21 protein-coding genes and 1 pseudogene are annotated in these 21,492 nt (G+C 56.9%); 17 read left to right on the top strand and 5 right to left on the bottom strand.

Annotation, left to right across the window (positions count from 1 at the left end; translation table 11 throughout):
• Positions 1-365: 365 nt before the first annotated feature.
• Positions 366-515, top strand: coding sequence for a transposase (locus C5J22_RS32075; protein ID WP_105439472.1), 150 nt, complete (start codon positions 366-368; stop codon positions 513-515).
• 270 nt (positions 516-785) lie between these two features.
• A pseudogene (gene repC, locus C5J22_RS31740) lies at positions 786-1,051 on the top strand (replication initiation protein RepC); the annotation flags it as partial.
• A 249-nt stretch (positions 1,052-1,300) separates the two neighbouring features.
• Here the strand turns inward: repC and C5J22_RS19095 are convergent.
• The gene (locus C5J22_RS19095) at positions 1,301-2,464 is read right to left on the bottom strand and encodes an ATP-binding protein (protein ID WP_105439471.1); all 1,164 of its coding nucleotides are present in this window, start codon (positions 2,462-2,464) and stop codon (positions 1,301-1,303) included.
• A 347-nt stretch (positions 2,465-2,811) separates the two neighbouring features.
• On the opposite strand from C5J22_RS19095, the gene C5J22_RS19090 reads away from it, so the two are divergent.
• A complete protein-coding gene (locus C5J22_RS19090; RefSeq protein ID WP_040126068.1) occupies positions 2,812-3,054 on the top strand; it encodes a type II toxin-antitoxin system Phd/YefM family antitoxin in 243 nt (80 codons plus the stop codon).
• A complete protein-coding gene (locus C5J22_RS19085) occupies positions 3,054-3,488 on the top strand; it encodes a type II toxin-antitoxin system VapC family toxin (protein ID WP_105439470.1) in 435 nt (144 codons plus the stop codon). Before C5J22_RS19090 ends, C5J22_RS19085 begins: the two co-directional genes overlap by 1 nt.
• An 88-nt stretch (positions 3,489-3,576) precedes the next feature.
• Here C5J22_RS19085 and C5J22_RS19080 read toward each other — a convergent pair whose 3' ends face one another.
• Together C5J22_RS19080 and C5J22_RS19075 are read right to left on the bottom strand one after the other, a co-directional pair.
• Positions 3,577-4,731 carry a tyrosine-type recombinase/integrase gene (locus tag C5J22_RS19080; protein ID WP_105439469.1) on the bottom strand — a complete coding sequence of 385 codons (1,155 nt, stop codon included), beginning with the start codon at positions 4,729-4,731 and terminating at the stop codon, positions 3,577-3,579.
• Positions 4,731-5,018, bottom strand: coding sequence for a hypothetical protein (locus C5J22_RS19075; protein ID WP_105439468.1), 288 nt, complete (start codon positions 5,016-5,018; stop codon positions 4,731-4,733). Before C5J22_RS19075 ends, C5J22_RS19080 begins: the two co-directional genes overlap by 1 nt.
• Positions 5,019-5,188: 170 nt before the next feature.
• Here C5J22_RS19075 and C5J22_RS19070 point away from each other — a divergent pair, with 170 nt between their 5' ends.
• From C5J22_RS19070 to C5J22_RS19025, 9 genes are all read left to right on the top strand, one after another.
• On the top strand, positions 5,189-6,319 hold the full coding sequence (locus tag C5J22_RS19070; RefSeq protein ID WP_172746708.1) for an RHE_PE00001 family protein: 1,131 nt from the start codon (positions 5,189-5,191) through the stop codon (positions 6,317-6,319).
• 85 nt (positions 6,320-6,404) lie between these two features.
• On the top strand, positions 6,405-7,028 hold the full coding sequence (locus tag C5J22_RS19065) for a hypothetical protein (protein WP_105439466.1): 624 nt from the start codon (positions 6,405-6,407) through the stop codon (positions 7,026-7,028).
• Between the two features lie 12 nt (positions 7,029-7,040).
• A complete protein-coding gene (locus C5J22_RS19060; protein ID WP_105439465.1) occupies positions 7,041-8,141 on the top strand; it encodes an ImmA/IrrE family metallo-endopeptidase in 1,101 nt (366 codons plus the stop codon).
• A gap of 22 nt (positions 8,142-8,163) precedes the next feature.
• The gene (locus tag C5J22_RS19055) at positions 8,164-8,658 is read left to right on the top strand and encodes a hypothetical protein (protein ID WP_105439464.1); all 495 of its coding nucleotides are present in this window, start codon (positions 8,164-8,166) and stop codon (positions 8,656-8,658) included.
• Between the two features lie 15 nt (positions 8,659-8,673).
• The gene (locus C5J22_RS19050) at positions 8,674-9,663 is read left to right on the top strand and encodes a hypothetical protein (protein ID WP_105439463.1); all 990 of its coding nucleotides are present in this window, start codon (positions 8,674-8,676) and stop codon (positions 9,661-9,663) included.
• Positions 9,664-9,888: 225 nt separating this feature from the next.
• Complete coding sequence (locus tag C5J22_RS19045; RefSeq protein ID WP_245440466.1) at positions 9,889-10,647, top strand: DUF5677 domain-containing protein; 759 nt, start codon at positions 9,889-9,891, stop codon at positions 10,645-10,647.
• Positions 10,648-10,670: 23 nt separating this feature from the next.
• Positions 10,671-11,744 carry a hypothetical protein gene (locus tag C5J22_RS31735; RefSeq protein WP_245440465.1) on the top strand — a complete coding sequence of 358 codons (1,074 nt, stop codon included), beginning with the start codon at positions 10,671-10,673 and terminating at the stop codon, positions 11,742-11,744.
• Between the two features lie 153 nt (positions 11,745-11,897).
• A complete protein-coding gene (locus C5J22_RS19030) occupies positions 11,898-12,485 on the top strand; it encodes a helix-turn-helix domain-containing protein (protein WP_105439524.1) in 588 nt (195 codons plus the stop codon).
• Entirely contained in the window at positions 12,478-13,713 is a 1,236-nt protein-coding gene (locus C5J22_RS19025) for a type II toxin-antitoxin system HipA family toxin (protein ID WP_105439461.1), read from the top strand. Before C5J22_RS19030 ends, C5J22_RS19025 begins: the two co-directional genes overlap by 8 nt.
• Positions 13,714-13,797: 84 nt before the next feature.
• Here C5J22_RS19025 and C5J22_RS19020 read toward each other — a convergent pair whose 3' ends face one another.
• Together C5J22_RS19020 and C5J22_RS19015 are read right to left on the bottom strand one after the other, a co-directional pair.
• The gene (locus C5J22_RS19020; RefSeq protein WP_105439460.1) at positions 13,798-14,937 is read right to left on the bottom strand and encodes a UvrD-helicase domain-containing protein; all 1,140 of its coding nucleotides are present in this window, start codon (positions 14,935-14,937) and stop codon (positions 13,798-13,800) included.
• Positions 14,934-16,565, bottom strand: coding sequence for an ATP-dependent endonuclease (locus tag C5J22_RS19015; protein WP_105439459.1), 1,632 nt, complete (start codon positions 16,563-16,565; stop codon positions 14,934-14,936). The genes C5J22_RS19020 and C5J22_RS19015 overlap by 4 nt, the downstream gene beginning before the upstream one ends.
• 151 nt (positions 16,566-16,716) lie before the next feature.
• Between C5J22_RS19015 and C5J22_RS19010 the strand changes: the two genes are divergently transcribed.
• From C5J22_RS19010 to qatD, 4 genes are all read left to right on the top strand, one after another.
• Positions 16,717-18,567, top strand: coding sequence for a P-loop NTPase fold protein (locus C5J22_RS19010; RefSeq protein ID WP_105439458.1), 1,851 nt, complete (start codon positions 16,717-16,719; stop codon positions 18,565-18,567).
• Between the two features lie 314 nt (positions 18,568-18,881).
• Positions 18,882-19,454: a Qat anti-phage system associated protein QatB gene (gene qatB / locus C5J22_RS31730; protein ID WP_245440464.1), complete on the top strand. Its 573-nt coding sequence runs from the start codon at positions 18,882-18,884 to the stop codon at positions 19,452-19,454.
• Positions 19,455-19,489: 35 nt separating this feature from the next.
• On the top strand, positions 19,490-20,725 hold the full coding sequence (gene qatC, locus C5J22_RS19000) for a Qat anti-phage system QueC-like protein QatC (protein WP_245440463.1): 1,236 nt from the start codon (positions 19,490-19,492) through the stop codon (positions 20,723-20,725).
• Positions 20,722-21,462: a Qat anti-phage system TatD family nuclease QatD gene (qatD, locus tag C5J22_RS18995; protein WP_105439455.1), complete on the top strand. Its 741-nt coding sequence runs from the start codon at positions 20,722-20,724 to the stop codon at positions 21,460-21,462. The genes qatC and qatD overlap by 4 nt, the downstream gene beginning before the upstream one ends.
• Positions 21,463-21,492: the final 30 nt, after the last annotated feature.

Below are 21,492 nucleotides of genomic sequence, written 5' to 3'. Positions count from 1 at the left end.
GTCGTGAGGTCGATGCTGCATATAGTAAAACCCTGACAGCTGTCAGGGTTTTGGCGATGAACACTGCTTGAGGTGGCTGATGTCGAAGCAATCCTATTCCGGTCGAATGCCGCTAATATTCTGCAAATACAGGAGGCGGACGTAAAGGTAGGGGCGTCTTGCGATGTCAGGGTCCGCGGAGGTCCAACGCGAGCGGCGATTGATCCTGGCCAAGCCCGTTGCCTGGTCAGACGTCTCGGTAAGGCAGATACCTCAGAGGATCTTTATTAGAGCTGCGGCTTGGCTAAAAGCACCGCCTCGCGACGCCGTTCATCGTGAGGCGGTGATCCCGTCAAGCCGCTCGCGCAAGATCATCATTCCGCACGATGAAACTCGCCTACATCAAACGAAACCGCATCGAGCGCTGCTTCAACCGAATGAAGCACTTCCACCGCTTCGCGACGCGCTACGACCGCAGAACCATCCACTTTCAAGGATTCGTCTATCTCGTGGCCACTATGATTTGGCTGCGATGATTGTCGATTCGTCCTAGTGCCCCGGAAGGGGAGTGGCTTCACCTCCGCAGCAGGAAAGCGTGGTCGTCCTAGGACTGGTGACCACAGCCCGGAAGCTCCGCATAGCACCTGAATACGGCAGGTCGCTACCGACATTATTCAGAGCGAATGCCTGTAAATCTTTGCCAGCAGATTTGATCGAGCAGGAACCCCACGAGCGGGAAATGATGCCTCGGTGCTTCAATGACGGATGAGAACGAACCTACGTGCCTCAGCCAAAAGGGTGAGGCGGCCTGCCCCGAGATCGCGACGTTTTGGCCTGGGGGTACGATCGGAAGTTGGCGCGAAACAATGGTTGCTGCGGGGTCGTGAGTCGATACTGGGAATCAGGCTGTCGGCCTACCGGGACGCGTGCGAGGTGACGGGGCCAGAAAATGCCGCCGGGGTAGCCTGCAACCTCGCGCCGGTAGGGCACATCAACTCGGCGGGGCTATCTGCGTGACCTAACGCGCAAGGCTGAGCGGGGCAAATTTTCACTGGTGGCGGTTCTTGGGGCCGATCTACCCAAACCGGCCTCGGAAAGGTCTGACGCTTTGCCTTGTGGTACGGACGTATCGATCGGATCGCAGATCGACCGCAAATGGCTCGGGTCACACCGATCAACCTCGACAGAGATCATGTGTGGGGGCCGTCGCGAGACGTTCGGCAGCCGCACGCCAGCAGGGGAGGGCAGGGGTGAATGCGCGCCGCAAATCGGGGGGCCTGGCGCGGTGGAGGATCACGCTGTCCGCCGGACGAGCATTCTGCTATCGGTCAAGCAAAAGGCAGCCGGCGGCCGAGAGCGACATCGCGGTCACGTCGTTTGAGAGAGGAAAGGCCTCTCCACCGGGATAGACAACGATGCGTTTTTGCGGCTGGAGATCTTCGCAAGCCAGGTAAAAACCTTTTTCGAGTTTGGGCGACAGACTTCGCTTGATCTCTATTGCCCAGGGTCTTTGGCCTGGAGGGGTCAGCAGCAGATCGATTTCGGCGCCGGCCGCTGTACGGTAGAAGTTGGCCGCTGTACCGTCTGGCGATGCGGCGATCAGTGTTTCGATCACGAAGCCTTCCCAACTGGAGCCGACAATTGGATGCCCGAGCAATTGTTCGGCGCTTCCAAGTCCAAGAAGCGCATGGGCAATGCCGCTGTCCCTTACATAGACTTTTGGTGATTTGACCAGCCGCTTACCAACATTGGCATGCCAAGGTTCGAGGCGGCGCACGAGAAGCAGGTCGACGAGTAGATCGAGATAGGAAGCAACGGTCTTGCCATCAACTCCAAGGGAACGGGCGAGTTCGGCTGCGTTGAGGAGTCCGGACTGGTGGTGTGACAGCATGGTCCAGAACCGTCTCAGCGTTTCGGCGGGGATGCGCGGTCCCAGAAGCGGAATATCTCTTTCGAGATAGGTGCGAATGAAATCCTGCCTCCAGCGCATGCTCCCACGGTCACTGGAAGCAAGTAAACTATCGGGAAAGCCTCCCCGCAGCCAAAGCGTATCGAGGGCGTCTGCCGACACTTCCAATGCGTCGACAGGCTGCATTTCAAGATAGGCGATGCGGCCGGCGAGCGTCTCACCAGACTGTTTAAGAAGATCGATGGAAGCCGAACCGAGCAGCAGGAACTGGCCGGCGCGGCGCCCGGCCCGCCGGTTGCGATCGATCAAGCCGCGTAGGACTTGGAAAACATTCGGAAGACGGTGAACCTCATCGAGGATGACCAGCTTGTCGTCATGACTTGCTAGATAGAGCTCCGGTTCCGACAGCTTGGCTCGATCTGTCTCCGATTCCAAATCGAGATAGATGGAGGGGCGGGTTTTGCCGATATCGAGGGCCAGCGTCGTCTTGCCGACTTGGCGAGGGCCGAGCAGGGCGACAGCAGCGCTGTCGTCAACGAGGTCCAGGAGTTTGGTTCCAACTCTGCGTTCGATCATCCCTGCATTTATGGATCAGTTCTCCAGAATTGCAAGGTTATTCTGGCTCATGGGATGAACCGCGCCGCCTATTGTTCCTCCATGGGGCGTTGTTGTAGTAGCTGGATGCTTGCTGCACCGAGCGATGTCGTGACTGCTCCATCGCCTCAGGGAACGGAATGCGCCGATTGGCTGGATTGGCGACTTGCCGTTTTGCCATGGTTTTGTCGCGCGCTTTCGGGTGTATTGTAAAAATAAGGAACGCGCGAGAAAATGAACGGACGTGAGCGTTTTTTGGAAACTTCTAACTCTTGCTCAAATAACCTCATCTTGTTATATGACTACTATAGTTACAGATGGAGCCCGATGTGAGAGAAATCCAGCTCAAGGATGCCAAGGCGACGTTTTCTGCGGTTATCGACCAGGCCATCCATGGCAATCCGGCCATCATCACTCGACACGGCAAAAAGGAAGCCGTAGTGCTTTCATTCGAGGAGTATGAAAAACTATCCCGCGTGCCAAGCTTTGGCCGTTTGTTGGCAGCGTTCCCCGGCGATGAGACTGATATCCCTGCTCGCAGCAGCAACCCGCCCCGAGACGTTGATCTCTGATGTTCCTGGTCGATACGAACGTCATATCCGCCCTCGCCCCGTCCAAACGGCAAAGTTCCGGCCAGCTGGTCGAATGGCTCGATAAGGCAAGTTCGCAATTGTTTTTGTCGGTCATTTCGGCCGCTGAGGTCAAATCCGGGATCGCCAAAGCCGAGCGGGATGGTGCGACCACCAAGGCACAGCGGCTGAAAGATTGGTGGGAGAGCATCGAATATCTCTACGCGCAGAAGCTGTTACCGTTCGATCTCAGGTGCGCGCATGCCGCTGGCCGGATTCTTGATGACGCTCGCGCCCACCGGCCGGGTTTTGAAGACATTGCGATAGCCGCCACGGCTAAAGTACATGGGTTGACGGTCTTGACTCGCAATATGCGTCATTTCGGGCCCTTGGGCGTTCAGGTACTCGATCCGTTTGAGGCATTGCCGGAGTTGTAGGGGAGGGGGCTTTCTCGGGAAGTCCGGCAGTTCAAATGAGATTGGTCGGGAGACGACGACTTCTCAGTCGCACCGAGTTCATCCTGGTTTAAAGCAGCCGCGCCGCGCGACCACTGCGCCTGGTCGCGTTGTTATAGTAGCTTGATGCCTGCTGAACCGACCGATGCCGCGATTGCTCCATAGCGTCAGCGAGGGGGATGCCGCGGTTTGCCGCCTCGGTCAGATAGCCGGACCGCAGCCCATGCGCCGAAAACTCCCCAGCCTTCAGCCCGGCCATTTCCACCCGCTGCTTGATGATCGCATTGACCGACTGCGGATCGAGCGCCCGCCGCGACACAGTCCCCCAGCGCCCGATCGCCCGAAACACACTGCCGCTGTCGATCTTCGCGGCCGTCATCCAGGCATTCAGCGCCACGACCGGTCGGCCGGTGAGATAAACGAGCTCGTCCTGCTCGCCAGAGCTGTTCTTGGTGCGGCCGAGATGAATGGCGAGCGAGGGGAGGGGAGGGCCATCCGGCTCCTCGATCGGCGGCTCGACGGTCAGTTGTTCGCACCGCAGTCCGGCAATCTCGCTGCGGCGACGGCCGCCGGAGGCAAAGGCGACCATCAGCATCGCCCGGTCGCGCAGATCGCGAAGGCTGTCGGTGGCGCAGGTCGCCAGCAGTTTTGCCAGCACATCGCCGGTAACCGCCTTGGCGCTCTTGCGAAGACGTTGTCTTGGCGCGGCTCGGATCGCCAGCCGAATGGCTGATTTGAGGGCAGGGGAGGCGAAAGCGCCGTCAAAACCGCGCCATTTGGTCAGCGTCGACCAGTTCGCCAGCCGCCGGCGCACCGTCGATGGCGCATGCGGGCCGACGGATTTCAGGAAACCTTGGCTCCGAAGCTTTTCGTCGACGTCGGCCGGCATGCCGTGATCCGGATCGGCAGCACGTTTTTCCGGATCCCACAGGTGATGCGCGACGAATTTCAGCAGCAGCGCCTCGGGCGCCGGCCAGGGCAGCGATCGTCCGGTCGCCGCCAATCCCCAGGCTTCCAGATAGGCGAGATCCGAGGTCAGCGCCCGCAGCGTGTTGGCGCCCATCCCCTCGTTGACGAGATGGCGTAGCGTCTCGACGTCCTGGTCGGTGAGCAGCTCGGCCAGTTCGTCGCGGCGATCGATCGGCAGCACCGACGCGATGGTGTCGAGTTCGACAGACCGCCGCTCGACACCGGACAAACCGGCGGACTTGGATGCCTTCGGCATTAGTCGATCTCAACGTGCGGCCGCCAGCGGCGAATGATTTCGACGATCTCCGACTTATAGGCGTCGGGATAGGAAAGCGTCTGCTCGCGCGCCATCCAGGTGAAGACGGTCACAATGTCCTCGCAGATTTCAGGATCGAGATCGGCAAGGTCGGTCAGGTCGAAGCCGCCATGCACGTCGGCGTTCCACCACGCCAGCAGGAAGTTCGCCACCCGTCGCCCCTGGCCGGCATCCTGATGGGCGACATTGAGCAGCTTTTCGAGGGCGAACCGGACGTGATCATCCATGGCAGGAGCCTTTTCGGAAGGGCGGATTGCGCGACGATAGGGTGATTTGCTGGCTTTGTCGATCTACCATCGATAACCAGTACTTATCGATGGTTATATACTCAACTATCAATCATACCATGTGAGGAACCGCAATATTCATATAGAGTTCCTATAAGAAATCATTTACCATAATTTCAATGGCTTACGATATCGCGAAAATCAGCATGACAGCCCTGATCCGGCCGGCCTTCGACGCCGGTGTCGCTCTGACCCGTCTCGACGAGCGCATCGCCCGCTCGCCGGTCGGAAGCGGGTGGATCGAACGCCAAAATTTTGCCGATGCCTGCGCCTCCTTGTGGATCGACGGCGAACTCGTCCATCTCGAAGATCTCGTCCTGCACGACGCCACCCGCGATATTCGCACACCCACCCACGAACTGACAATCGCTCGCGACGTGCTGCGCACCCGCCGGCGCATTTCTGGCCAACTCCCCGGCTGGGCGCTATCGGCAGAGGGTATCCGAACTTTGCGACAGACGTCGGACATACATCCGGTCGGCGCTGAGGCGGTCGAGCCGGCCAGCGTCGTTCGGTCAGCGGTCGCCATCGATCCGGAAGGGGAGGGGGATGACACCGACGACGCCCAAGATCTCCCCGGCGTCGATTATGCTGCTATCGATGCGCTGCTCGCGCGCTCTGACGCTGCGATCGAACGAGCCAAAAAGCCCGGCCGGGCTCCGGCCGATCCGCTGGTCTATGATCTCGACTGGGACGAGGATGTCCGGCTCGATGAATGGCGTGGCGTGTTGCGTCAGGCCGAAAACTTTCCGGCGGTGCTGCAGGCGATCGTCGCCCTCGATGCCTGGAACGAGCTCGCTGTTCTGCAACACGCGCCCTGGCTTGGCCGCTTGCTGATCGCTTCGATCCTGCGGCATGCCGGCATCACCACTGGAGCGCACCTGGCCGCCATCAATGTAGGTCTGAAAACCATTCCCGTCGATCGGCGCCGCAGTCGCGATCGCGACGCTCGGCTGCTGGCCATCGCCCACGGGCTTTTGGCGGCCGCCGAGATCGGCATGAAAGAGCATGACCGGCTGACGCTGGCGAAAACGATGATGGACCGAAAACTGGAAGGACGGCGGACGTCGTCAAAACTGCCGGAACTGGTCGAGCTAGTGATGGCGAAGCCATTGGTGTCGGCCGGCATGGTGGCGAAGACGCTCGACGTGACGCCACAGGCGGCGCGGCGGATCGTTTTGGAGCTTGGCCTGCGCGAGATGACGGGGAGGGGGAGGTTTCGAGCATGGGGCGTCCTGTGAATTAGCCGAGTTCATTCTTCTAGCTTGACCATGTTAATTTTTTCCTCCACAAATGAGGTTGAGAAAATTAACATGAGTAGGCGGCATGGAAAATATCAGCCCAAAGACAATCACTGATCCAGAGATTGGCGACCTTTACCTTGCTCGTCTGGAACTTGAGCGTGAGAAATTGATCGCGGCAGGTCATCACGCACTTGCTGCTGCTGCTACTGCCTCACCATTGCATCCCACCAATGCCGCCGGCATGTTCGCGTATATGGACGGAGTGAGGGGCCTTCGAGCCGAAAACCTCGGTGGAAATTGGGAGATCTTTAGCGAGGAAGGTGTGGAAGGCATCCGCAATGATGTCCTCAAGCTTCGAGTTCTCTTTGCAAATGTCAATCAAGCCTGCCGCAAAGCGGATCCTAAAGCGCGGTCTCGAAAAGGCGCTGGCTCCGAACGCGTGGCTTGTGGCGATATGTTTGAAGCTGCCGGTATCGACCTCCCTATCAGCGTGGTCAAGTTTCATGGAGACCACAAAACATATTACCTGATGGTCGATCAGTTTGGCGCAATGGAACTCAGCTTACCTGTGGTGAAGAATGGCCAATTCCTTCGCTGTATCGATCGCGTATTTTTGATTGAGGGTGGCGATCTGGACACGGTCGATTTTGGCATCAATGAACCGACCAACGATCCGGATCTGGATATCGTCGTCAGTCGAAAATAAAGCCGAACAATCATGTTCAATGGAAAGAGACTCAGCCTCGCCAGAAAACGGCAGAAGCTGACAGCGAAGGAACTGGCAGAAAAGGCCGGCGTATCGCCGGTCACAATCACGCGGCTTGAAACCGGTCAGAACCAGGCTGATTCTGGAACACTTGAGAAACTCGCAGAGGTTCTCGGTTATCCCGTGCAGTTTTTCTTCAAGGAGGACCCTGCACTCCTTTCAGCAGAAATCGTCAGCTTTCGCAGCCTGTCGAGCATGACCGCGAAAGAACGAAACGCTGCCCTCTCGGCAGGCGATAACGGGGTCGAAGTCTATGAGTGGCTTGAAAATCGATACAATCTACCGGCGTTAGATTTGCCGCATTTCGACCCGGAATTGACACCTGAAGCTGCCGCCGATGCTCTCCGCCAGCACTGGGGCCTCAGCTACCAACCCATCGCAAACATGATGAAACTGATGGAGGCCAAAGGCATCCGCGTCCTGGGGCTAGAAGAAACCACGGCAAATGTCGATGCATTCTCGTTCTGGCAAAATGACAAAGCGTATGTGTTTCTGAATTCGTTCAAATCGGCGGAGCGTAGTATTTTTGATGCGGCTCACGAACTGGGCCATTTGGTCCTGCACAGGCATGGCCAAACCTCAGGTGCGGACGAAGATACACGCACGGCCGAGGTGGAGGCAAACCGCTTCGCTTCCGCCTTTCTAATGCCGGAGGAAGACGTTAGGGTCAGAATGCCCCGTCTTATAACGGCTGATCTCATTTTACGGGCGAAGAAAAGGTGGCGCGTCTCGGCAATGGCGCTGGCATACCGACTGGCACATCTTACCAGACCCATGCTCTCCGAATGGCAATACCGTTCCATATGTATCGAGCTTGGGAAACGCGGTTATCGCACGAGCGAACCTGATGGCATCCCCAGGGAAACGTCTGTGCTATGGGGGAAGGTTTTATCCCAGCTTTGGGCGGAGCGGAAAAGTCTCGTGGACGTTGCCGATGAGCTATCGCTTCCAATGACTGAGGTCGAACGACTTTTATTTTGTATTCTGCCCCAGCACGGTACCGACAATGAGGGTAGTGAAGTCCGACGCTCAAAGCTCAGTATCGTGAAATAGAGGTCAAGATTGAGTGGACGCGATGACCAGGGATCATACGAGTCATGGCAAATGGTCCGAAGCTGGGGTGCCCAAAAAGGGATGGTCATGTGTCGGGATCGAGGATTTGGGTGAGCCTTCCCAGCTTTGCGAAATGTGCGAAAGCGTCAACATCCGCTACGTCCATTATATGGAGCACGGCCAGACCACGGAATCATTGGCCGTTGGCTGCGTCTGTGCCGAACATATGGAAGAGGACTATGCCCGTCCGAAAGAACGGGAGAGGGGATTAAGGAGCCTCGCCAAACGCCGTAAGACATGGGCCGAGCGCTCGTGGAAACGTTCGGCCAAGGGCAATGATTACATCAACACCGAAGGGTATAATCTGACGGTATTCCCCAAAAATGCAGGCTTTGGCGTGGTGGTAACGAACCGCAAGAACGGTGCGACCCGCAGCGGCAACAAGGAATTCGCATCCGTGGAAGAGGCAAGGGCAGGGGCGTTGACCGCGCTGGTCTGGGCCAAGACGCACTTGTAGGCAGCGTGAGGAAGCATGACTGAGATCACCGAGGAAGAGCGACCGATCACTGTGCCCAGCATTGGTATTTCAGTCCAAGGCATGGAAGAAAAAGCAGGAGAGAAGCTCGCCTATTGCGTCGGCAATTATGTGCGGGAGTTGAGCCGTTACATCAATCTCGAGCGGCTGGACGGCATCACTATCGCCGTCGATTACAAGGAAGCGCTTCTCGCACTCGATAGAGGATATGAAACGGACCACCGCCTAACGCCCAGTTCCGAGCTGGTCGAAGGCGTTGCGATGGCGCCGAGCGTCATTCGAGACGGTATTCTCAAATCGCATTTGGTACTGAACGCTGCCTATATCTATTCACTGCCGGACGAGGAAGATGAGCACTACGCCCATTCCCTGCATCTGCTCGCTCATGAATGCGCACATGTCGAACTCACCATGACGACTGACAAGGCGTTCCCCGATACGCTGCTAAAAAAAATCTACGATAATGCCGCAGATGCCTGCGAAGGGCAGGTCGAAAACGCCTGCTGGGATGAGTATGCGGCTTGCCGTATCGCAGCCCCGTTCGGCCGAGATCCTTTGCAGGATTACACCAATGCATTCATCACCCATCTCGACGAAACGATGAACCGGGCAAACGAATGTATCCGGCGCTATCGCACCGATCACGACCATGACCGAATACTCTCCGAGGTCGTGCGGTATTACCAGAACCTGATGACGAGCGGCAGCTATCTGCTCGGCCATATGGACGGTCACGGCTTGACGATAGACGAGGTGCCTGCGGTCCGCGGGGCGCTGGAAGGGCATTGGTTCGCCCCGTTTTTCGAAAGGCTGCGCACCGCGCTAAGAGAACTGTGGTCCAGGTACGGGCAATGGGAAGATCGAAGCGAATTCGCACCGATCGGCGAGATCATCATCGATGTGCTGGGCGAGGGTGGCTTCTTCTTCCAATGGGACGAGCACGGTAATTGCGGCTTCCGCATTCCGTTCACGTCCGCCACGATGTAGGAATGGCCATGTAAAGACACGGGTGCTCTCCAGTATGAGGCTGACAGTACGGAAAGGCTGCTGCGGTCCAGTTCGCCTCTCTGAAAAAGGTTTGGTGCTGACGGCTTCCGACTTCCTGATTATCGCATAGTCGCATCGCATTCCGCTGAACCATTTGGCGGTGGGATTATCCTCCGGGATAGCTATTTGACTCCGCACGTACCGGTGGCAACCAGGAAGAATCGCATGAATGATGATCAGCCCCAGATAAATCAAGCATGGCTGCGATGGATGAGGGATTTCCGCATGGCTGCGGCGAAGCTCGCGGACGTGGACAGCTTCGATGCGCCGGAAGGCGAAGAGCCCGAACTGCTGTTCGTGAAATTCGCGCTGTTCGCCCGTGCCCTGACATTGTTCGACACGGCATTGTTGCTCGCTGAGCATGATAAGGTGCTCGATATGCGCAGTACCTGCCGCAAGGTCGTCGAATGCGCGATCCATATGGATGCGGCGCGCCGCAAGCCTGATTATCTGCAGGCGCTCAAGGATGACGAAGCCAAGAGTAAATGGTCGAGAGCCAAGGCGTTTAAGGACATGCAGACGGACCTTGATGCCGGGTCGCGTAAGCTGCTGCAGGAATTCCTGAATGACAAGAAGGGCGCGCAGTTAAAGCCGAGTGACCTGAGCAAGGACAGCCAGTTCCCGCGCATGGCGCACATGTATCGTGAGATCTCGGCCGACACGGCACATGTCACCTACAGCTCGCTATTACGGCATCGTTCGTTCCTGGCGGACGGGACCGCATTGTTCAGCCTCGATCCTCTGCTGGAGGAAGACGAGCTGCAGGAGACGCTGAACATACTCGGCCTCGCCGTTTTGCTGTGCGTCTTCAGCCTTGTGCGCATGATACCCACCATGGTGGGCGATGAAGCATTCTATGACCTGCATGCCCGCTATAAGGTGCTTGCCGCCGGCGGGCAGGCGCAGCTGGGTGAAACCGCATGAGGCGAGCGGAGTGAGGGGCTAATATGGATACGAGCGACACGCCGCGACAAGAGGTGCCTGCCTCCACGCTTCCGCAGATCCAGGTGACGGTACGGGGCATCACCAACCAGTACGGCGCCGAATGCCTCGGGCAGCAGATGTTCCACATTCTGCGCGAGGTCGGGGAATATATCGATATCAGCGCGCTCGACGGTGTGACCGTAGCGGTCGATTACGACGAGGCGCTGCGTGACCTCGATCGCGGCGTCGAAGGGCTGGCGCCGTTGAGCCGTACCAATGACGAGGGCTTGGCCGGCGTCGGAAAGAGTATCGTGGTCATGCGTGGCGACGCCGTTAAGACGCATATCGTTTTGTCGGCGGGTCCGGTATGCCCGATTGTGCTCGAGGAGGCCGATCGCGACGAAGAGGATTTCCGTACGGCCATTGCCATCATCGCCCATGAATGCGCGCATGTCGAAGAAAACGCCTTTCGCGAGGACCAATTCCCTGGCATCCATTTTCGTCCGCCGACCGGACATTTCATCCGCGATCACGAGCAGCATTTCGCCGAAGCCTGCTGGGGTGAATATGCGGTCTGCCGTTTGTCGGCGGGGTTCGCGGTCAACGAGGAAGCCCGTTTCCGCGACAATTTGGCCGTCCGGCTGAAGGATTGCCGTAGCAGGGCGCGCGATGCCATCCGGTCCTATCGCCTGCATGGTAATGTGGTGCGGGTCTTTGAGGAAGTCGGTATCGTCATCCTTGAGCCCTTGCGGATCGCATCCTACCTGTTCGGCCATCTGGACGGGATGAACAAATACGACACCCTCTGCGAGGTAGCGCCCGAATTGCCGACCGAGGATCAGGCTTTTGTCAGGGTCATCGGCCGGCTGGTGGAGCAGCTGCGCCGCCTATGGGATACGCGTGGGGGCTGGCCGAGCTATGATGCACTGATCGATGTTGGTGCAGTCGGGTTCCAGCTTTTCGAGGAATTCGGCGTGCATTGCCAGCCGCAACCTGACGGGCAGGCCTATATCAATGTCCCTTTCACAGCGGATACGATGCCGGGAGGGTCTGCACAGGCCGATCTGCGCATCCTGATGGGTGGCTACAGAGGCTAGATCCGTATTGTGAGCCTGCACTGTTGCGCCGATATATGATTATATATAAATCATCTGAGTGATGCGGTTCTGTATATCAATGTTGCACTCCTCTGCAGAGTTGTCTATATATTATACTGTATAGATGATATCATGTGATACAGGATAGTGATCGTGGCATACAAGACAGAGCATATAACGCAGCAATTACGCGCTGCCAGGGAAGGGCAGAAAGTAAGCCAGCGTGAGCTGAGCGCACGTTCGGGCCTGACGCAAAGCCATATTTCTCAGATCGAACGGGGCACGATGGAGCCCGGACTAGGCAGCCTGGTGGATGTGGCGCGTGCACTCGACCTCGAGATCGTACTTGCGCCAAAGAAGCTGATGCCGGCGATCCGCAATATCCTCGATAGCAGCTCGACGTCAAATGACGTCCTTACATCCGACCAGCGCAAACTTGTGGCTCGTCTCGAGCGATGGTTGGCGCAGTTCGGCTATGGGGCTGGAACAAGGGCCGACGCGGACATATTCAAGGATAGCCTGGCCCTCCTTCGGCATTTGCCTTTGACCCCTGACGAGCTGGGCATGCTCAAGCGGGCAGCCGACCGCCTGGAGACTTCCCGGGCCGATAAGATGTCACGGCAAGAAATGGGTGCAATCGCGCGCGAGATAAGACAGCTGCGCAACGCCGCAGTGCATCGCGACCGCGATGACGCGGTCCCGCGCTCGGCCTACGCACTGGATGAGGACGACGATGCCTAAAGTCACGGTGCTCGATGTCAAGCTAAACGGCGAACCAGTCGCCACCCTGACGAACCTGCAGGATGGCCGCTCGATCTTCGCATTCAACGAGGCCTATATCGAAGACGAGAAGCGGCCCACACTCAGCCTGTCATTCAAGGACCCGTTCGGCGCACTGGTTACGAAGTTCCGTCCGTATAACATAGTGGTCCCGCCGTTCTTTTCGAACCTGTTGCCGGAAGGCCCGTTGCGCAAATACCTCGCCGAGCGCGCCGGCGTAAAACAGACGCGGGAGTTTTTCCTGCTCTGGATGCTCGGCCGCGACCTGCCTGGTGCGGTAACGGTACACCCCTCCGACGGCGATGACCTGCCGCCTGATGATGAGCAGGCTTCTGTCGAAGCGCGACCGAATGCGTTGCGCTTTTCGCTGGCCGGGGTGCAGCTGAAATTCTCGGCCTTCAAGAACACCACGAAGGGAGGCGGCCTGACTATTCCGGCCGAGGGTACAGGTGGATCTTGGATCGTAAAGCTGCCCTCCCAGCAGTATAGCGGCGTGCCAGAAAACGAATTCTCAATGATGACCATCGCCGGCATGATGGGCATGGACGTGCCGGAGATCCAGTTGGTCGAGCTGGATGCAGTGAGCGGCTTGCCACAGGGCGTGGGCGAACTGCATGGGCAAGCGCTCGCTATTAGACGTTTCGACCGTACACCGGAGGGCCCGGTACACATCGAGGATTTTGCGCAAGTGTTCGGCGTGAAGCCGGATGACAAGTACAGCAAGGGCAATTACCGGATGATCGCCCGCGTCCTCGGCATCGAGACGAGCACGGCCGACGTGGCGGAGTTCATCCGCCGGTTGGTCTTCAGCACACTGATCGGCAATGGTGACATGCATCTGAAAAATTGGTCTCTGATCTACCCCGATCGCCGCACTCCTGCGCTCTCGCCGGCTTACGATTTGCTATCGACCATCCCCTATATCGAGGGGGAGGATACGGCGGCGCTTAACTTTTCACGCACGAAAAGAATGGCGGAGCTATCCAAGGATGAGCTTGCACATCTGGCAGCCAAGTCGGCGCTGTCCGAAAAGCTGGTCCTCGACACAGCACGCGAGACGGTCGAACGGTTTATGGATGTGTGGAAAAACGAGAAAAACAACCTGCCGATGGCCGCGAAGGTGCGCGAGACTATCGATGCACATCTGCCCACAATCGAGCTGTATCGGGAATTCAACGAAGCCACCTAGAAAAATGGCATCATCGGAAGATGATGCCCCACCGCCAAGGATGAAATAATAGATCTATGAAGGGTGCATTTCCGGAAATTTTCGCTACTGGAACAATGTGAATCCTGGAACGACTTCACCATCGGCAAGGTCATGGACCACCGCTACCGTATGCCTTGCGCGGGTTAGGGCAACATAGAGTTTTGCACGGGTTTCGGCTTTCAACGCCGATTGGGCGCCCTTCAGCCAGTCCATCATTTCTTTCGTCGGATAGATAATGACGCGGTCAAAACCGAGCCCCTTGGAGCGTCCGAACGTAAGCGACGGCAGTGCTGCAGATGCAACCTTAACGGCGGAACTCCATCGCAGCTGTACCGGTCGTCCGGTCTTGAGATAGCGTGGCAGATCGTTACGTCGGACGATGTAGAGACCCGCATCATCAGGGACCGGCTGCCTACAGTCGGCGCATTTACATGCCGTCGCTGCCGTCAATTTTGGATAGAGCTTCGACGATAGTTCGCAGATCGCGGTGCTATTGCGATGCGATGCCATGAGGCTGGTCACATCAATATCGCACGTGACTTTTCGGGGAAGTTCCGCCCGAATGAAGTCGGCAATCCCCCCATCCCTATACTTTTTAAGACGAGCCTCCAGATGAGTGACGTAGGTGACCTGCCGGGGATCACCCACCATGACGACGTTAGAAGGGCTCTTGAAGAGAGCGGTCAAAATGTTGAGGTCGTAGCCTGCAAGATCCTGGACTTCATCGACGAAAATAAAGGGATAAATACGGGAAAGCCGCTCGATGACGGCGCCGTCTGCTGCCTCGTTGCATCGCATCACCAGCCTCGCCAATTTGTCCGAATAGACGCGATTTCGACGGTCGAAGTAGCAGCGCCGGAAATCTTCTTCACCCCAATACACGGGGCGGTCTTGCCGGTCACGACCGCGAAAACCGGATCTCTGCGAAACCAGAAGCATGCCGGCAACTTCCCAATCGAACAGCTTGCCTTGAAAGGGCTTGATGCCGTGCTCGATTAGCAGGCTAAACCAGGTCTGGATATGCACGTTGCCCGGAACTGAGCCATGGATTTCGAAAAATTTGCGCCGGATCTCCTCTTCGTTCGATTCCGTGTAGGTGGTGATGAGGACGCGCTTCTTTTCAACAGCAAGCGCCTGCCTGACGAGGTAGGTGGTCTTCCCCGAGCCTGCCGCAGCTATGACAAGCTTATTCGGCCCCATCATTTGGCGATCGCATCCAGAATATACTTCGGGTAACTGATTTTTGTCTTCGCCGAGAAGATCGCCAGCGCGCACTCGGTCTTGTTGTTTTTCATATAACGATGAAGTTCATCGAGATTATGCTTGGTTTCAAAGAGCTCATTGAAGGTCTCAACGCTGTTCGATTTGACCAGTTTCGGCTCGAGGGTGTTGTAATTGAACGGTTTGCCATTGAGGACCAGGTCGCCCTTATCCACCAAAGGGTCATAGCAGATCTTGATATGTTCGACGTCCTCGTATTTGGCGTATTTCTTTTCGAGCGCAGCAGTATCGCCGTCATTATCGGTCGCGACCACGACCGGGATTTTCAACGCGGTCGCCAGTTCGAGAAAACGCAGGAATGAAAGTCCGACCGAAATGACATCGATTTCATCCTCGATCGGCAATTTGCCATCGTTGGCATCCATATAGGCCCGCTGGACGACCAACTCGTCCGCATCGCCTTCGACGAGGATCGACTTCTGCGACAACACGAGACGAAGCGTGTCGTAACCAGGCAGCTTATGGAAGAAATCACTCGCTTTCAGATCCTTGATCCGTGTGACCTTCGCATCGCGCAACAGTACCAAGTGGTCCAGTCCAAGTTTGTTCGCGACGAAGCTGCTATGTGTGGTGATGATGACCTGCTTGCCGCTATTGTCCGTGCTGATGTCGCCGATAAGCTGGTTGAGCTTTGAGTGCGAAAGGTGGTTTTCCGGCTCTTCGATCAGCAATACCGTTGCTTCGCTGTTCTTTTTGCTGCTCAGCGCAAGGCGTGTCTTGACGATGCACTGCTCGCCCTTGCCGATATAGTGGAACGGCACCTCGTTAATGTAGGTCATCAAGCTGTTTTCCCACGCATTGTGGGACGACATATCAACGGAAATACTCACATCTTTGCGGCTGATTTTCGCTGCTTCCGCCAGCCTTTTATTGATGGCGCCAACATTGCCGTCGGCCTTGAAAGCATCTTTCAATTTCCGGTGGGCCTGCGATATCGCCACACGTTCCTTTTCGTCGAGAAACTCCCTGACGATGCGGGAGATATACATATCCGAACCGCTCTGAACGCGTGTATTCGTGGAATCGATTAGCGCCGATTTGATGGGGACGCCTCGAGCCGTCGCCGGTTGGCGGGAGAACTCCGACCATTGAACCTGATAGAATTCCAAGGGTATCGAGTTGATCTCCTTGCTCTTCAGTAACTCTGTATAGGCACCGTCATATTTCTTATCGAACTCGATCGAGAAGAGGAGGCCGCGTGCTTTGTCGTTTTTCTCGGAGTTCCCGTTTCCGCGCAGGTCTTCCAACGCATCGCGATCACCGCTGAAAAACAGTTCGATCTGGATCTCCGGCGGATCGAGAGGTTGTTTCGAGGCGATGCTGTCCAGATACGCCCGCTCGACCTTCCGGTTAAAAAGATAGGGAGATAGTTCGTTGCGCAGGTATTTCCCGTTCAGCATACCCGTCAGGCATAGATGGATAGCTTCGAGCAGCGTGGATTTTCCGGCTTCGTTGTTGCCGACGATGATGTTGACACCCTGATTGAAATCGACCTCGAACCAGCTTTCGAAACATTTGAAGTTCTTGATTTTGACTTTCTCGATATACATCGACTTCCTTATTTCCAGCGACGCAAGAATTCCAAATTGACACAGCTTTGGCGCGAACAATACGTTGCAAATGTAGGGTGACGCGAATCATCGGCGCAACGTCTCGGTGCGATGGTTTTACTATCGATAGGCGCGACGTGGGAGGCCTTGAATGTGGGCAGATAATGAGACTGAAAGAGACTTCCTTAATTTTTCGGGAGTGGCCGACACAGTAGCGGAAATCATCGTCCAGGCGCGGGGGCGCCCAATTTCAATCGGTGTCTCGGGATCATGGGGCATTGGAAAATCCTCCATGATAAAATTGACCCAAGCATCCCTCGCTAACCGAGAGAGGAAAGAAGGCGAGAAGGACTTCGTCTTCGTCGAATTCAATGCTTGGCTTTACCAAGGTTATGACGATGCTCGCGCCGCATTGATGGACGTCATCGCGACGAAGCTAGAGCAGGAAGCAAGAGCGCGCGAAAGAGGAGTAGACAAGGCCAAGGCGCTCATCAAGCGCGTGAACTGGCTGCGTGCAATGAAGCTCGCTGCCGGCTCGGCGATAGCGGTGTCGATGGGACTTCCTCCAACTGGGCTCATCGGCGAAGTGTGGGGGCTGGGGCAGCGGTTTCTAGGTGGTTCCGTCGACCAAAAACTAATCGAAGACGCCAAATCGAAAGCGGGTGAGGTGGCAAGTGCTGCCTCCGGGCTTCTCAATCCGGCAGAGGAAACCTCACCTCCTAAGGAAATCCAAGCCCTCAGGGATAATTTCGAGGAGACCCTTGAGGAGCTTGGGGTAACTCTTGTCGTGTTGATCGACGACCTTGACCGTTGCCTCCCCGAGACGACGATCTCGACCCTTGAGGCCATACGGCTGTTCCTGTTTCTGAAAAATACGGCATTCGTCATCGCGGCCGACAACGACATGATCAAACACGCCGTCCGCAAGCATTTCGAAGGCGTTCCCGACGATCTACTTGTAACGAGCTACTTCGACAAATTGATCCAGGTGCCTATCCGCGTTCCTCCCTTGGGAACGCAGGAAGTCCGCGCGTACATGATGTTGCTCTACATCGAAAACAGCGACTTGAAGGACGACGTAAAGGAAAAGCTGCGGGTTGGAATAATCGATCAGTTGCGAAAGACGTGGCAGGGCGCGCGCGTCGACAAGGCATATGTAACGGGACTCCACGAGAACATACCGGCAGATCTTATCGGACGTTTTGATACGGCTGAAAGGCTTGCGCCTATCATGACGACTGCCTCGGGCATCGTCGGTAATCCCCGACTGATCAAGCGTTTCCTGAATGCACTTTCTATCCGCATGGCGATCTCCAATGCTCAGGGCGTCGGCGTGGATGAGGCGGTCCTCGCCAAGCTTCTCCTGTTCGAACGTCTCGGTAGCCCGTTGGCTTACGCCGAACTATTGAAGGCCGTTAGCCAAGACGATGACGGCAAACCCAGATTCCTGAAGGATTGGGAAGAAGCGGCCACAGAGGGAAAAGACCTAAGCCTTGCCGCGCCCTGGGATGCTCCTTTCTCGAGGGAATGGCTGGCTTTGCCTCCGCCGCTACACGATGCGAAGTTGTTGGGCGCTCTGTATGTCAGCCGCGAGCACGCGCCGCTCATAACGCCCGGTGACCGTTTAACGACCGAAGCGGCCGAAATATTGACCGCAATGCTCACCCACCCTGAGATGGCTGCGGCCCTGGTCGACAAATTGGCACGCGTGTCGCGCGTAGAAACCTCGATCATTATGGATCGTCTCTTGGACCGTGCTCATCAAGAACAAGAATGGGGAGTTCCAGCTATCCTGGAAGCCTGCCTCGCGGTTGCGAAAGCCGATCCTCAGCAAGGACTACGATTGGCGGCATTTCTGAACGATCGTCCACCGGCGCAGATTACCCCGGGGATCGTTCCGAAAATCGGAGACCAACCTTGGGCGGACGGCGTTTTCGAGAAATGGAAGCGCACGGGCGTGCCGCTGGTGGTCAAAAGAGCGATTGAGAAGGCCGAACAATAATGGGGACATCTCAATCGAGTAACGGACCCAAGGGAGGCGTCCCCATGGTGCCCGCGTGGACCCCCGCGCCACCGGCGGAAGATCCGCCTTCCGGTGATCAACCACCGGACGCGCCGCTAGACCCCGCTCCAGATCTAAATCCGCCGGAGCAGGAGCCGGTAGATGCCGCTCCCAACGAACCCGTTGCGCCTAAAGTGCCGCCACCAGCGGCCCCTCTCGCGCCCGGTCACCGGTTCGCTGGTACCCGCCGAAGCCTTGGCGAATTTGCGAAGGCCGGAAACTTAAGTGATATGCGCCGCAGCTTGGGAAACTACGTGCGTAACGGCTACGGCGGATCGAGGACGACGACCAGCAGATTTGGTGGGACCGCTTCCACCGCCAGTGCACTCGGCGGTATCCTCGAAACTATGGGGCAACAGCCCGCAGGCAGTGCGCTGGATCCGGCGCTTCTTGCGGGCCGCACCGCGAACGAGGTGATGGATGCTGTCGTCGAAGCGGTTCGGCCGGTCGACGGCACTCAGGACGCCGAGGCTGAACGAACCGCCATCAAGGACTCGCTTTCGGATCTCTTGGTGAAGTACCCTGATGCCGATTTGGCTGCCCTGACACCGGAACAGCGTGAATTCGCCATCGAGCGTTTCACCGCAATGGATGTTGCTCGTCGGTTCGAACTCGATGTCGGAAAAACAATCATCGAGAAAGCGCCCACCGCCACAGTGGCTCTTAGTCGCCTGAAACAGGTGCGTGACTACATCAAACAGACCGTAGCTGCTTCCTTTCGCAAACTCAGAGCGGCGGGCAAGAGCGTAAACTCGAACCGTATCGCCGCGGTGGTTAGAGATGCACTACGGGATACCTTTCAGGTTTTCGAGGGATACGCAGAATGAGGCTCGTTTGTGGACCTGGATCGTTCGAGCTTCCATTGGAAGAAGGCGATCTGCGTGTTGTCCTGTATGGTCAGCCACGCATCCCCTCGGAGGCAAGTGCGGGTGAAGCCGTCAAGGCAGAGCTTCGGCGAAAGGGGCTGAACCCCCATCGACGGGCATGGGATCTGCTTTCGATCGCACTTTCAATCATCACCGCCGACTTTTCGGTACTGCGAGATGACAGCGCCGATGGCTGGACTAGAGAGATTGAACTCGACGTCGCCGTTTCCGACCCAGCTTTCTGGAATACGATGGCCGACGAATTTCGGCAGGCGCTCGCCTTCCTGACAACGGACCGCTGGAAGCTTCGGTTTCATGACGGCGGCGTTTTACCCGCTCCGCCAAAGAAGATTTCGGTGCTGAAAGAAGACTGCGTCGTCTTGTTGTCCGGCGGACTGGACAGTCTCGTTGGCGCAATCGATCTGACTCGTGATGGATTGAAGCCGGTGGCAGTCAGCCAGAACGTTCGAGGGGACGGTCTGAAGCAACGGGATTTCGCACAGGAAATTGGTCTGACGAAGCACCTGCAGCTCAATCACGTTGCGACTTCCCCCACCGTGCAGGAAACGTCACAGCGAGCACGCTCTCTGATCTTTTTGACCTTTGGCGTGGTGGTAGCTACATCGCTGGAGAAATACGCAAAAGGCAACACCGCCCCGCTCTACGTTTGCGAAAATGGGTTCATTGCGATCAATCCGCCGCTCACCGGTTCCCGGCTTGGAAGCCTGAGCACGCGCACGGCGCACCCTCTCTTCCTAACGCGGTTCCAGAAGATCCTCGATGCCGCAAGCCTCAACGTGAAGATCGAAAATCCCTACGCCCAAAAAACGAAGGGCGAGATGCTTATCGAATGCAAGGACCAGATTTTCCTTCAGACCGAGGCTGCGCATTCGACCAGCTGTGGGCGCTTTCAGCGGTTCAATTACCGGCACTGCGGTCGCTGCGTTCCCTGTCAAGTGAGACGGGCAGCATTCGTCGCATGGGACACGAAGCGCGATACGACGGACTACGTCTACGAGCCCTTGGGAAAGGATGATGAAGACCACGCGTCGTTCGATGATGTTCGTTCCGTTGCCATAGCGTTGGCTTCGGTGAAAGCTGACGGCCTCGATCGGTGGCTTGGCCACACCTTGTCGCCTCCGGATATTGGTGATCGTAACGGTGTCCGCGGCATGCTATATCGAGGGTTAAGCGAACTCGGTGAGCTGCATCGACTATATGGTGTTAAGTGATTGACTTCCATTGCCATCTTGATCTGTACCCGGATCCTGTTGCAATCACGCAGTCCTGCGTGAGCCGGAATATCTATGTTCTCTCTGTCACTAACACGCCCTCGGCTTGGGAAGGCACGCTCGCTCTTTCACATAAGGCAAAGCGGATCAGAACGGCGCTTGGGCTGCACCCGCAGATTGCACATGAACGCCATGGCGAACTTCCCTTATTTGAAAGACTCCTGCCATCAGCCACATACGTAGGGGAGATCGGGTTAGACGGCTCACCCGAGTTGCGACCCCACTGGGAAACCCAAAAGCGGGTGTTTCATCGCATTTTAGATCTATGCGACCAGGCGGGCGGTCGTGTAATGACTATTCATAGTCGGCGGGCGGCCACGCAGGTATTGGATGCGCTCGAAGCGCACAAAGGCGCAGGAACACCAATCCTTCATTGGTTTTCGGGGACAAAGCGAGAGCTGGATCGCGCCGTCTCCATGGGCTGTTGGTTCAGCGTGGGACCAGGGATGATCCATGGTCAGAAGGGCCGGGATATCGTCAAAATGATCCCCCGTGATCGCCTGTTAACCGAATCTGACGGACCATTCACACAAATCGAGGGCAGGTCTGTTCTACCATGGGAGCTCGACCGCGTATTGTACGCGATCGCAGAACTGTGGTCGGAAGATGCGCTTGCGGTCGAAGGGCGGGTGGCGGAGAACTTACGACAATTGGGCTATGGTCGAGCCGAAAGCTAACCGCGCATAAGGGGCGCGATCGCTTGTCGA

The sequence above is a fragment of the Neorhizobium sp. T25_13 genome (genome assembly GCF_002968675.1).
In the GTDB taxonomy this organism is placed as follows: Bacteria; Pseudomonadota; Alphaproteobacteria; order Rhizobiales; family Rhizobiaceae; genus Neorhizobium; species Neorhizobium tomejilense.
Note: the sequence above shows the minus strand (reverse complement) of the source record. Positions and strands in the feature narration are given on the sequence as shown.

What these genes read in the sequence shown, in the direction of transcription:
- C5J22_RS31735 (WP_245440465.1), top strand. Translation starts at nt 10,671, where the DNA reads ATGGATACGAGCGACACGCCGCGACAAGAGGTGCCTGCCTCCACGCTT.
- C5J22_RS19065 (WP_105439466.1), top strand. Translation starts at nt 6,405, where the DNA reads ATGGAAAATATCAGCCCAAAGACAATCACTGATCCAGAGATTGGCGAC.
- C5J22_RS19055 (WP_105439464.1), top strand. Translation starts at nt 8,164, where the DNA reads ATGACCAGGGATCATACGAGTCATGGCAAATGGTCCGAAGCTGGGGTG.
- C5J22_RS19020 (WP_105439460.1), bottom strand. Translation starts at nt 14,937, where the DNA reads ATGATGGGGCCGAATAAGCTTGTCATAGCTGCGGCAGGCTCGGGGAAG.
- C5J22_RS19050 (WP_105439463.1), top strand. Translation starts at nt 8,674, where the DNA reads ATGACTGAGATCACCGAGGAAGAGCGACCGATCACTGTGCCCAGCATT.
- C5J22_RS19095 (WP_105439471.1), bottom strand. Translation starts at nt 2,464, where the DNA reads ATGATCGAACGCAGAGTTGGAACCAAACTCCTGGACCTCGTTGACGAC.
- C5J22_RS19015 (WP_105439459.1), bottom strand. Translation starts at nt 16,565, where the DNA reads ATGTATATCGAGAAAGTCAAAATCAAGAACTTCAAATGTTTCGAAAGC.
- C5J22_RS19045 (WP_245440466.1), top strand. Translation starts at nt 9,889, where the DNA reads ATGAATGATGATCAGCCCCAGATAAATCAAGCATGGCTGCGATGGATG.
- C5J22_RS19060 (WP_105439465.1), top strand. Translation starts at nt 7,041, where the DNA reads ATGTTCAATGGAAAGAGACTCAGCCTCGCCAGAAAACGGCAGAAGCTG.
- C5J22_RS19010 (WP_105439458.1), top strand. Translation starts at nt 16,717, where the DNA reads ATGTGGGCAGATAATGAGACTGAAAGAGACTTCCTTAATTTTTCGGGA.
- C5J22_RS19075 (WP_105439468.1), bottom strand. Translation starts at nt 5,018, where the DNA reads ATGGATGATCACGTCCGGTTCGCCCTCGAAAAGCTGCTCAATGTCGCC.
- C5J22_RS19080 (WP_105439469.1), bottom strand. Translation starts at nt 4,731, where the DNA reads ATGCCGAAGGCATCCAAGTCCGCCGGTTTGTCCGGTGTCGAGCGGCGG.
- C5J22_RS19025 (WP_105439461.1), top strand. Translation starts at nt 12,478, where the DNA reads ATGCCTAAAGTCACGGTGCTCGATGTCAAGCTAAACGGCGAACCAGTC.
- C5J22_RS32075 (WP_105439472.1), top strand. Translation starts at nt 366, where the DNA reads ATGAAACTCGCCTACATCAAACGAAACCGCATCGAGCGCTGCTTCAAC.
- C5J22_RS19085 (WP_105439470.1), top strand. Translation starts at nt 3,054, where the DNA reads ATGTTCCTGGTCGATACGAACGTCATATCCGCCCTCGCCCCGTCCAAA.